At 46.1% G+C, this 11,420-nt stretch carries 14 protein-coding genes; 8 read left to right on the top strand and 6 right to left on the bottom strand.

What is annotated here, in order from left to right; genetic code table 11:
- The first annotated feature begins 909 nt into the window (after window positions 1-909).
- Together ACRCZA_RS03635 and ACRCZA_RS03630 are read left to right on the top strand one after the other, a co-directional pair.
- Window positions 910-1,692, top strand: coding sequence for an AAA family ATPase (locus ACRCZA_RS03635; RefSeq protein ID WP_438673120.1), 783 nt, complete (start codon window positions 910-912; stop codon window positions 1,690-1,692).
- Window positions 1,652-2,038, top strand: a complete 387-nt coding sequence (locus ACRCZA_RS03630) for a ribbon-helix-helix domain-containing protein (RefSeq protein ID WP_438673119.1) — start codon at window positions 1,652-1,654, stop codon at window positions 2,036-2,038. Before ACRCZA_RS03635 ends, ACRCZA_RS03630 begins: the two co-directional genes overlap by 41 nt.
- A gap of 232 nt (window positions 2,039-2,270) precedes the next feature.
- On the opposite strand, the gene ltaE is transcribed toward ACRCZA_RS03630, so the two are convergent.
- Complete coding sequence (gene ltaE / locus ACRCZA_RS03625; protein WP_438673118.1) at window positions 2,271-3,284, bottom strand: low-specificity L-threonine aldolase; 1,014 nt, start codon at window positions 3,282-3,284, stop codon at window positions 2,271-2,273.
- Between the two features lie 275 nt (window positions 3,285-3,559).
- On the opposite strand from ltaE, the gene ACRCZA_RS03620 reads away from it, so the two are divergent.
- Entirely contained in the window at window positions 3,560-4,120 is a 561-nt protein-coding gene (locus tag ACRCZA_RS03620; RefSeq protein ID WP_438673117.1) for an OmpA family protein, read from the top strand.
- A 19-nt stretch (window positions 4,121-4,139) separates the two neighbouring features.
- Window positions 4,140-4,967 (top strand): mechanosensitive ion channel family protein, encoded by an 828-nt coding sequence (locus ACRCZA_RS03615; protein ID WP_438673116.1) that lies wholly within the window; start codon window positions 4,140-4,142, stop codon window positions 4,965-4,967.
- 168 nt (window positions 4,968-5,135) lie between these two features.
- Here the strand turns inward: ACRCZA_RS03615 and ACRCZA_RS03610 are convergent, their stop codons facing one another.
- A complete protein-coding gene (locus tag ACRCZA_RS03610) occupies window positions 5,136-5,777 on the bottom strand; it encodes a trimeric intracellular cation channel family protein (protein ID WP_438673115.1) in 642 nt (213 codons plus the stop codon).
- Window positions 5,778-6,172: 395 nt separating this feature from the next.
- A complete protein-coding gene (locus ACRCZA_RS03605; protein ID WP_438673114.1) occupies window positions 6,173-6,733 on the bottom strand; it encodes a DUF4136 domain-containing protein in 561 nt (186 codons plus the stop codon).
- Window positions 6,734-6,911: 178 nt separating this feature from the next.
- On the opposite strand from ACRCZA_RS03605, the gene ACRCZA_RS03600 reads away from it, so the two are divergent.
- The 4 genes from ACRCZA_RS03600 to ruvX all read left to right on the top strand — a co-directional run bounded on the left by ACRCZA_RS03600 (window position 6,912) and on the right by ruvX (window position 8,876).
- Window positions 6,912-7,232 (top strand): hypothetical protein, encoded by a 321-nt coding sequence (locus tag ACRCZA_RS03600; RefSeq protein WP_438673113.1) that lies wholly within the window; start codon window positions 6,912-6,914, stop codon window positions 7,230-7,232.
- Window positions 7,233-7,419: 187 nt separating this feature from the next.
- A complete protein-coding gene (gene yciH, locus ACRCZA_RS03595; protein ID WP_438673112.1) occupies window positions 7,420-7,749 on the top strand; it encodes a stress response translation initiation inhibitor YciH in 330 nt (109 codons plus the stop codon).
- 89 nt (window positions 7,750-7,838) lie between these two features.
- Window positions 7,839-8,402 (top strand): YqgE/AlgH family protein, encoded by a 564-nt coding sequence (locus ACRCZA_RS03590; RefSeq protein WP_438673111.1) that lies wholly within the window; start codon window positions 7,839-7,841, stop codon window positions 8,400-8,402.
- Between the two features lie 42 nt (window positions 8,403-8,444).
- Entirely contained in the window at window positions 8,445-8,876 is a 432-nt protein-coding gene (gene ruvX, locus ACRCZA_RS03585) for a Holliday junction resolvase RuvX (RefSeq protein WP_438673110.1), read from the top strand.
- 117 nt (window positions 8,877-8,993) lie between these two features.
- Here the strand turns inward: ruvX and hemH are convergent, their stop codons facing one another.
- The 3 genes from hemH to ACRCZA_RS03570 form a co-directional block, all read right to left on the bottom strand.
- Window positions 8,994-10,007 carry a ferrochelatase gene (gene hemH, locus ACRCZA_RS03580; protein ID WP_438673109.1) on the bottom strand — a complete coding sequence of 338 codons (1,014 nt, stop codon included), beginning with the start codon at window positions 10,005-10,007 and terminating at the stop codon, window positions 8,994-8,996.
- 46 nt (window positions 10,008-10,053) lie between these two features.
- Window positions 10,054-10,593 carry a glutathione peroxidase gene (locus ACRCZA_RS03575; RefSeq protein ID WP_438673108.1) on the bottom strand — a complete coding sequence of 180 codons (540 nt, stop codon included), beginning with the start codon at window positions 10,591-10,593 and terminating at the stop codon, window positions 10,054-10,056.
- A gap of 269 nt (window positions 10,594-10,862) precedes the next feature.
- The coding region (locus tag ACRCZA_RS03570; protein ID WP_438673107.1) for an ATPase, T2SS/T4P/T4SS family at window positions 10,863-11,420 on the bottom strand (558 nt) is incomplete at its 5' end.

Raw genomic sequence — 11,420 nt, 5'->3', positions numbered from 1 at the left:
CCCCGATATTTACCAAAGGGCATGATTTGATTAACCGCCTCAATGAGGGTCTGTTGCTCCATCTGCATATCCTGCATATCCTGGCCGACATCCAAACGTTTATGTTACTTCAAAATCGACTCGTTTTCTGACATAAATCGATGCAGTAAAACGGCTATCCCTTCACATTCGTCATTCCCCCCAAGAGACAAAGATAATGATCACGCCCAGCTCTGCGGCCATGCCGATAACCGAGTGACCACAGCAAAGCCGACGCAATCATGATCACCACTCTCGCGGCATCCAACCTAGTATGAATATCCAGTGTGCGCCCCCTTAACTCGACCTCAACCTCAACCTCAAGCGGCTTGGACAATTCCCAAAGCGAGGCGAGTGCGCTTGGCCATTGACTGACCGCACATTTAAGCGTTTAAGCGTTTAAGCATTGAGTGAGTCGAAGAAGCGAGCGTGACAATCAACGAGCTTGCCAGCAAGAGAACCCTAGCTTAGGAGCGCAATAGCGATAAACAAGACTCGATTTCGGCACCACGCCTAATAACATTTTGAAATATCAATTTAACAAAGTAACCAACAAAGAAATAAAGAACCCTCCTCAACCAGCAATACTCTGCCCAAGGCCCCGTGCTGCCAGCACACACCAACGGTGCGCAAAAATTAAAAACTAATAAATTCAGATAGTAATATAAAAAAATTTCGTCAAGCGGCGGGCGACACCTGTCAAATTAACGGCAAACGCCAGCATAATGGCAAGCGTCACAAAAGTGCCAATTTATAGAAAAACGTCAAAAAAATCAGCTGATTGACTGCCATAAATCCAAGTTCTACATTATTCCTGAGTCACGGAATAGGACTAGCCTATTCCCCATTCAACCGGCTTAAGTGTCATCCCAAGTATTGAGGAATACGTTTATGATAGTGCTAATTGGCGGCGAAAAAGGCGGTAGCGGTAAGAGTTGTCTAGCGCAAAATATCGCAGTATTTCTAACCTGCGAAGTGGGGGCCTCGGTCATCATGGTCGATTGCGATCCGCAGCGTACGACCTCTGATTGGATCCAAGCGAGAAATAACAACCCACAACTGGCATCCATTAACTGTGTACAACTCTATGGCAAAATCCGCAACGATCTGCTCAGCCTAGAGCAACACTATGATTTTGTATTGGTCGATTGCGGTGGGCAAGACAATCTGGCACTGCGGGCCACCATGTCCGTGGCCTCGCATATTTTAATGCCCCTTAGACCCAAACGCCGCGATTTAAAAACCGTCAGCCACATGGATGATATCGTCGCCACCTGTAAGATGATCAACCCTAAATTACAGGCCTCATTCGTCATCACTCAATGCCCTAACCTGCCGAATCAAGCCAGTCGCATTCTGGAGGCGAAGGAAGTCTGTAAAACCTATGATATCAATGTACTAGATGCAATTACCTACAGTCGTAATATTTATGATGACAGTGAAGAATCGGGACTTTCTGTCATCGAACTTGAGCCTCAGGGCAAAGCTGCCGCAGAGATCCGCGCCATCGCCTGTGAGCTGTTTCAAGTAAAAAATGCCGCCAGCTTGCAGACTCAATTGCGCCCAAGCTCGGCCACTGAAACATTGCGAACATCAGCGTTAGCACCTCAGCCAAACACTCTGAGAGGACAATATGGGACTCAGCGATCTCAAGAAAAACAATACGCAATCTAATGGAGTGGCCCGCGCCATTTCCTTGGATGAATTTATTGATGCCGCGACACGCTATGCCATGGGAGAAACCACGGCGCAGTATAGCGCGGCGCTTGGCGACGAGGTCTGCAATGTGATCCCCTTGTACGGGCAAACACAAGCTATAATTGCGCCCAATCCGGCATCCGAGCTTGAGCGGCCACATTATCGCCGCGCAACCTTTTATCTCAGTGAAAGCGCGATAAGCCATTTAACCCAGTTAGCGGCAGACACTGACATGTCTAAATCCAAATTAATCCGCGCGCTGATTGAGCAGCATTACGCCCTGCCGCTCCCATTAAGACGCATCCCCAGGCCACCCCGCTAGCCCTAGCAAGGGCTAGTGGCTTGACAGCCACCGCCGCAAGAGAAGTTATGTCTCCTGAACTGAATGGGCATCAGTGGCAGAGATAAGCGAATGAAGCTGATATGAAAATAGAGGTGGCGTAACTTAACACGGGGCCAAGAGATAAAACGAGTCACTCAACGAATCCACCTAAGGAGCTGATGAGCTCAAGTTGTGTAAAGAGCTCATCCCTGCAACACTATCCATCTCAAACTTAAGCCATTAACTGCAATTTAAAGATGCGCACGACCTTATCAATATCCTGACGACGAATATCTTTATGGGTCACAAATCGCATGGTACGCCCAGGATTCAATAAAATCCCCTCCGCGCGGCAGCGGGCCACAAATTGATTGGCATCAAGGTGCGTTGCTAACGTGGCAAATACCATATTGGTTTGCACTGCGGCGACATCAACGTCAAATTCGGCCAACTGGGCTAATTGCTCAGCCAAATAACGCGCATTATCATGATCGTCACTCAACCTTTGCACCTGTTCAGTTAAGGCTAATTTCCCCGCTGCAGCCAAAATGCCAGCCTGACGCATACCACCACCGAGCATCTTGCGCCACCGGTTCGCCTTATTAATCAAGCGCTCATCGCCCAACAATAATGATCCCACCGGGGCGCATAACCCCTTCGAAAGGCAAATAGAAACCGAATCAAAATGCGCCGTAATGGCACTGATAGGAATATTTTGTGCCACCGCCGCATTCGCCACGCGGGCACCATCCAAATGAATTTTTAAACCACGATGAAAGGCTAATGCTTGGGCATCGGCAAGGTATGCCTGCGGTAACACTTTGCCACCAATGGTATTTTCTAAACTTAATAGCCGAGTACGAGCAAAATGAATGTCATCGGGTTTTATCGCACTCTCAATGTCCGCTAATGCAATGCTGCCATCCATTTGGTTAACAAGCGGTTGAGGCTGGATGCTGCCTAAAACAGCCGCGCCACCGCCCTCAAATTTATAGTTATGGGCCTGCTGACCACATAAATATTCATCGCCACGCTCACAATGGGCCATCAAGGCAAGTAAATTAGCCTGAGTCCCTGAGGAGGTAAACAGTGCCGCCTCAAAGCCAAACATCTCTGCCGCCATGGCTTGCAAACTGTTTACCGTAGGATCATCCCCATATACATCATCTCCCACCTGCGCCCGCGACATCGCTAAGCGCATAGCTTCTGTTGGCTGGGTAACAGTATCACTGCGTAAATCGATCATATTATCCTCAATTATATCTACTGCTTAACCTTATCGACGACATCAACTGTCGGCTAACGTGGCCGAGACTCTACCGCCATCAGCGGCATTTGTATAGCGCACCGCAAAAACGTCATCTCAGCGATAAAACTTGGCCTTCAGCCTGTAAAAAAACCATATAACCCACTAAGATAGTCGTGCTAGCGTAAATAAGTACCTTAGTGATGTTTAACTAACACTTATCAGATAACAGGTGATTTATTGTGAATCTTTCCCTATTTAAATGGATTATCTTAATGATATTAGGTTTAGGTCTAACATCACCCAGTCATGCATGGCAAGATGCTGATAAGGATGGCGTACCCGATATTAAAGACGCCTGCCAAAACACGGCGCCAAATATCGCGGTGCTCGCCAATGGTTGCCCCATTGAAGCCAAGGCCAGCGCACCTACCGAGGCGATAGTGTGTGATATTCACGATCCCAGCACCTATGCTGCTGCCGATTGCCATAATATCGCGACTGCCAGGGTGTATTTTGAGTTTGCCGTTGCCGAGGTTGACCTCTCACAATGGAAAGCACTCGCATTAGTCAAAGCGTTTTTAGAGGCAAATGATGTGTCCTTAATCTTAGTCGGCCACACCGATATCGTTGGCACGCCTGAGTTTAATTATCAATTGTCATTGCAAAGAGCTCAAAATGTAAAACGTATTTTGGTCGAAGATTATGGTTTCGATCCACAACGTTTTACCGTGGTAGGGAAAGGGATATCTGAACCTGTTGCGGATAATTATTCTAGCGAAGGTCGCAGATTAAATCGACGAGTACAATTTATCGTCAAAGAAAGTTATTTATAAGTGTTTTAGGAGGAATATAATGGAAAACGTTGAAGTGTTATTCAAACAGGTACCCGATCTGATCATGACCTACGGGTTGAAGATCCTGTTTGCCATAATTATATTTTTTGTTGGTAAATATTTATCCGGTGTGGCGCAAAAACTTGTACGCAAATTGCTTAACATCCGTAAAGTCGATCCGACGGTCGTTTCTTTTGTGTCAAATCTAGCTTGGGCAATTGTATTCGTCTTTACCGTCATCGCCACTCTAGGCCAAATTGGCGTCCAAACCGCCTCCTTAGTTGCCATTATTGGTGCTGCTGGTTTAGCGGTAGGTTTAGCCTTACAAGGCTCATTATCTAACTTTGCCTCTGGGGTATTAATGGTGCTCTTTCGCCCTTGCCGTGTTGGAGATTATATTGAAGCAGCCGGCATTGCGGGAACCGTTGATGAAATAACCATTTTTTCAACCAAATTACGCACCCCTGATAATAAGGTTATTGTCGCGCCCAATTCATCAATCATGAATGGCACCATCACCAATTACTCTACGTCCGAAAATCGCCGTATCGACCTGGTTATCGGTGTGTCGTACTCTGCAGATATCATGCTCACCAAAAAAGTACTGACTGAGATTTTAGATAACAATCAATTTGTACTTAAAGATCCAGCCTACACCGTCGGTCTATCGGAATTATCAACGTCATCCATCAATTTTGTGGTCCGTCCGTGGGTGAAAAATGCCAATTACTGGGCTGCACGATTTGAAATTCTTGAACAAATTAAAAATGCTTTAGATGCAGCAAACATTGAAATTCCATTCCCCCAGATGGATATTCATGTAAAACAATTACCTGAATCGAAATAAACGTTACGCATAAAAAAGTCGGTTAATTCCGACTTTTTTATGGCTTAAGGTGATGGCTTTAAAATATCAACATCTGCCAATAAGCCATAAAGCCATCATGTAGCACCGCGGTGCATGACGAATTATTTAAAAATCCCCCCCGTGTGGCCAAGTCACACGGGGGGATTTTTAATGAGCATGGGGATCGCTGTTAACTTGATAATTAAATGTTGGCATTGACCAATGATAGCGTATCGCAAGCATCCGCAAACTAAAGCCCACACTTAAACAAATCACTAAATTAATCCATTCGGTTAATTCATAGCTCTTAAGCGTAATATAAAGCGCTGCGGTAAGTAAGGATATCACCGCATAAAGTTCTTTTTTAAAAATTAACGGCACTTGATTACAAAATATATCCCGGATCACCCCGCCAAACACTCCCGTCACCACGCCCATAACGACTGCTATCGTCGGGCTAAAGCCAAGCATCAAGGTTTTCTGCGCGCCCACGATTGAAAATACCGCAAGTCCTAACGCATCAATGGCAAGAAACAATTTAGATAAATATCGCATCACAGGTGCAATAACCACGGTCAATAATGATGCAACGGCGATGGCAATAAGATAATGAACGTGTTCCACCCATATCAGTGGATAATTGCCCAGCATCATATCTCGTAAGGTCCCGCCGCCAATCGCGGTCACGCAACCTATCATCACCACCCCAAATAAATCCATTTGCTTGCGCCCAGCAGCTAAAGCACCTGTCATCGCCTCAGCCAGGATCCCAATAAGCCATAACAATCCGATAAACTGCGCCTCTTGCATCTTAACAACCATCCACACGAAAAAGAGGCTGATTTTGCCCGATATATGCAAGCTAAGATAATGATATTATTTTAAACTTTTCATTAATAAAACTAATACTAAAACAGCTAGATGAATAAGTAAGCACTCGCCAAAGAGAAAACGAAAAACGAGTCAACCTCGCATTTACCCATTAACCTTAGGCTATTTATAGCGCCCTAAATACCGCTGGATAATACGAGTTAAACATGCAAATGAATGACTCAATAGCCAACGCCTTAAAGACCTTGACGCTATTTAAGGCAATGCAAGATGTAGAATGAATGTAGGATATTTAAGGCGTGCAACTTAGTGGCGGCACACATTGATGTCACATTAGACGACTAAGCCGTCTAATGTGACGCTTTATTGATATCTTATGGACGATTTGGCTTAGGTGGATAATTGGCCATCACTTTCGCCACGGCTTCATTGATCATTTGCACTCTTTGCTCAGGGGTACTTTTATCACGAATAGTATCAGCAACCGAGCCACGCCAAATTAGTTTAGCGGTTTTACTATCAATCAAATCAATAATTAAAGTGCCCACCTCATATTCCCTCACCGTAGTTTGGGTTTGCATGCTTCCCCCCCAGCGCCAACTTGGAGCGTAATAAGGGTTGTAACCAAAGTGGGTGTTAAAAGTGTCTACATTGATTTTTTTATCGATCTTGGTGAGATAATTCACCAGCAGATCCGCATCCTTGCCATCCACTAAGCTTATTCCTTTAGCGCTAAGTTGACTGTTCACTGCGGTTCTAACCCGTTGATCCATCAAACCATCTAAATGATAACCCGCACCATCCGCCTGCTGAGGGACCCATGCATAGGTTTTATATTGGCCAAATTGGGCACTCGGATCATAGTCCCAATCGGATTGCAGCGAGCTGCAGGCACTCAAAGCCAAGACTGCTAAACCGATAATGATTTTCTTCATATTAAATTCCTCAGTGGTTCACCATAAACAGACAAATGGCGCGCGATAAATTTAGCTTACAGAGCAATTGATGGTTCTACAACTCCATTGATGAACAAAACAAGTCGGCCCACGCTTGACTTTACCATCAAGCTAAATGATAATTATTATCAATAAAGATTCAATAAGGGTCACGTTCATGTATTGGTTTATCGCTGCATTCACCGCCGCATCGGCAATCTTAGTTTTTGCGCCTTCGCAAGTTGCCATGACCACCAATCATCGTCGTCATCAGCGATATTTACCACTGAGTTTGTTGATTTTGCCTTTATTGGTAATGAGTTGGTTACTATTTGATGTCCTGTCCAATGGCCCGACTTATGCCAGTGTTGCCGCGTTGGGCTTTGTGGCCACCGCCTGTTTAATCGCACATCGTGCGTGGCACAAATACATCATGCGCAGTGCCCTGCTTACCGCCCTCTCTTTAATGGTGATGTTCATAGTCGGATTTTATCGATAGCGCGATTTTTACTGACAGCACCTTTACTCGCCCATTTCAAACATGCTCACTTCCCTGCAAAAAGTTAGCATTTGACCCCGCCACTGAGTGTCTTACTCTCAGTGGCTTTTTTACCTCCACCAATCCCAGCAAATTTGGTAAACTTGAACCTCGTTATTAGGAATAAGTTAGCAAAGATACATTTCCGATGAAAACAGATCCCAACGTCACCTTAGTATACAGTACCGATAAAGGCCGCATTACCGCCGAGCCGACCGTAAAAGCCGTACCGGAGTCCGATGGCATTGTGCGTATCCATCGCGATAGTAAGGGACGCAAAGGCAAAGGCGTATCCATTATTTCAGGGCTTGGCCTAGAGGAAACTGCCCTCAAAAACCTTGCCCAAACCCTTAAAAAACAATGTGGCTGCGGCGGTACAGTCAAAGACTTCTGCATTGAGATCCAAACGGATAATCGCGAACTACTAAAGCAACTTCTTGAAAAACAAAATTATAAAGTTAAATTAGCCGGCGGCTAACCCCGCAGCAGAGACCATCCCCATACCCCAAAAGTCAGCTAACCTGATGTCTTGGGGCCAATACTGTCTCTTATTAAATGGAGTTGTTGATGGAGAGTTTACAGAACCACTTTTTAATCGCTATGCCATCCTTGGATGACAGTTTTTTTGAGCGCGCGGTGATCTATATCTGTGAGCACGATGCCAAAGGCGCCATGGGCTTGGTGATCAATAAACCCATTGGCATTGATGTCGCCTCATTATTAGAGCAGATGGACTTACCCGCAGCACAAATTTGCGCCGATTTTGCAGTGAATGCCCAAGTGCTAATTGGGGGGCCCGTTGCCCAAGACCGAGGTTTTGTATTGCACAGCAGCCAACCCGACTGGACTAACAGTCGTGATCTTGGCAATAGCCTAATGCTAACCACCTCAAGGGATATACTGACCGCCCTTGGCACCGACAAAGCGCCAGCGAAATTTCTGGTTGCCCTTGGCTACGCCGGATGGAGTCCACAGCAATTAGAGCAAGAACTGGCCGATAACTCATGGCTAACCATTCCTGCGAATCATCAGCTATTGTTTGACGTCAAACATGAGGATCGTTGGCCGCAAGCAAGCCGCTCGCTCGGCTTTGATGCCTGGCAGGTGTCATCCCAAGTCGGCCATGCGTAAGCTCAGCGCCATCCTCAGCCCCCCCAAGAAGTCACCCATTTTATGAATGCAAAAACAGTTTTAGGCTTTGATTTTGGTACAAAAAGTATTGGCGTTGCCGTAGGGCAAGCAATCACCGCCAGCGCAACGCCGTTATTATCACTCAAAGCCGTCGATGGCATCCCCAACTGGGAGCAAGTCGGCCAGCTGATTACTGAGTGGCAACCGGACTTAGTGGTTGTCGGTCTGCCGCTGAATATGGATGGTACCGAGCAGGACATGACCCACAGAGCCCGCAAATTTGCCAACCGCATCAACGCCAAATTTAAAGTGAAAGTGGTCACCCAAGATGAACGACTCACCACCACCGATGCTAAAGCGAGACTATTTGAATTAGGCGGCTTTAAAGCGCTCACGAAAGGACAAGTGGATGCGGTTTCGGCAGTGCTGATCATCGAAAGTTACTTCGAAAATCACTTTGGTTCATCACAGTAAATTGGGGGGATAACACCAAAACTCACAGTTAACGAGTCATCCGCCATCCCATGACTCACGAAAATGAATCACATTCATTCTCGTGAGTCTATTTGGGTTATCCCCTTGTGAGCCGCATTAGATATAAGGTTTTACTAAATTGGCCATCATGACAATGTGCGCGTTGTCATCGTTTAATGCAGCAATATAACGGAATTTTTCTCCGCCAGCCTGCGCAAACAAGTGCCCATTTTCGCCAACAATTTCCTCTAGCGTCTCTAAACAATCCGCGCTAAAGGCAGGGCAAACGATAGCAACATCACGTACGCCTTGTGCCGGTAACGCGCTAATAGTCACGTCGGTATAGGGCTGCAACCACTTGGCTTTACCAAAACGGGATTGGAACGTCATCACAAATTCATCGGGGGCCAATCCCAATCGTTCAGTGACTAAGCGAGTGGTTTTGCTACAAAAACAATAATAAGGATCCCCTAAATGTAAATTACGCTCTGGCATACCATGGTATGAAAGTACCAATTTTTGCGGTTTACCATGGGAGCGAAAATCTGCTTCGATGCTTGCAGTCAAGGCCGCAATAAAATCCGGATTATCGTGGTAGGTATTAATAAAATGCAGCGATGGGATATAACGCCATTGGGATAATTCTCTGGCAATCGCATCAAAAGCTGAACCCGTGGTAGGCGCAGCATACTGCGGATACAATGGCAGTACGACGATGTTATCAACTCCTTGTTGATGTAACTGTTGCAATGTACTCGCCACCGATGGATTACCATAACGCATGGCAAGATGAACTGAAACATCATGGCCGTCTTCAATGAGCTTTTGCTGCAATTTTTGCTTTTGCTTCAAGCTGATATCCATTAAAGGTGAGCCAGCTTCCGTCCATACTTTTTGATATAACGCCGCCGACTTCGCCGGACGCACACGCAAAATAATCCCGTGTAAGATCAGCATCCACAGTAAGCGCGGGATCTCAACGACCCGCGGATCGGCTAAAAACTCAGCCAGATAACGCCGTACCGCTGCGGGCGTGGGCGCATCCGGCGTGCCAAGATTTAACAGTAATACTGCAACTTTGCCGCGTTTGCTATGACCAAGCGTTTGAGACAAGCCTAAAAATTTTGCCAAAACAACCTCTTACTCAATAAATCGACTCAATAGGCGAACGGTCAGCTTAAAGCACTGATTCAATAGCTTGGATCAACTGGGGACTCTCAGGTTCAACCTTTGAATTAAACTGTTGCACCTGCGTGCCGTCAGCGCTCACCAAATATTTATAAAAATTCCACTTAGGTGAGGCCGATTTGTCGGCTAAATATTGAAAGACACTATTGGCATCATCCCCTCGCACTCCAGAGGTGGCCAGCATAGTGAAGGTCACACCGTAATTGATGTAACACACCTTGGCCGTGTCTTTCTCGTCATTCTCTTCTTGAAAAAAATCATCGGATGGAAAACCAATCACCACTAAGCCTTTATCTTTATATTGCTTATGTAGGGCTTCGAGTGCTTTAAACTGAGATGTATAACCGCAATTGCTGGCGGTATTGACGATAAGCACTGGTTTTCCTTGAGTTAACTCGCACAGGTTAATGCTGTCCTTTGAGTGCAGTTTACGCATCTCCACATTGAGGTAACTTGGGCAGCTGGCGGCAAACACCCCGCTACTCATCATACTGACAACGGCGGTTAATCCTAGGGTAAATTTATTCATTGCGATCTCCATGATTTTTGTTTTGGTTATATACGTTAACGGACGCACTTAAGATCAGCTTGGCTCAAGAATGCTAAGCGCTCCTACAGTACCGCGCATGACGAGGCTATCGCCCTTAAATATCCCCTCCATATTGCCCAGCCCGCGGTATAACAAATTAGCATGTATTTGAGTGAGGCTACCGAATATCGAGGTCTATCGTAAAAATGCCACTATTGCCGTGAGTGACAAATGAGAAAGCAGCCAAATGGCTGCTTTCTACGCTCCCTTTAATCCATATCGAGGGTCACCCCCTCCATAAAGGTTGAGCTCGTCGGTTCTTTATTTTGCAGCTTGATCATCAGGCGTACATCATTTGGCGAATCGGCGTGGTGCAGGGCATCGGCATAACTTATCTCACCATCAAGATAGAGCTTCAGCAGCGCTTGGTCGAAGGTCTGCATCCCCTGCTCATTCGATTTACCCATGGTATCTTTAAGGAGGTGCAATTCGTTTTTGGCGATTAAACTGGCCACCCTTGGTGTATTGATCAATACCTCAATGGCCGCCCGGCGCCCGGTGCCATCGACCTTAGGGATCAACTGCTGGGCCACAATGCCGCGCAGATTTAACGATAAATCGAATAACAATTGCTGATGCTTACTTTCAGGCACTAAATGCATGATGCGATCAAGCGCTTGGTTGGCGTTATTCGCGTGTAACGTCGCCATACACAGGTGGCCTGTTTCAGCAAAAGACAGCGCAAACTCCATGGTTTCTTGGGTACGGATTTCACCAATCAAGATCACATCGGGCGCTTGGCGCAAGGAACTTTTTAAGGCCGCATC

The organism is Shewanella sp. (genome assembly GCF_051658185.1).
Lineage (GTDB): Bacteria > Pseudomonadota > Gammaproteobacteria > Enterobacterales > Shewanellaceae > Shewanella.
Note: the sequence above shows the minus strand (reverse complement) of the source record. Positions and strands in the feature narration are given on the sequence as shown.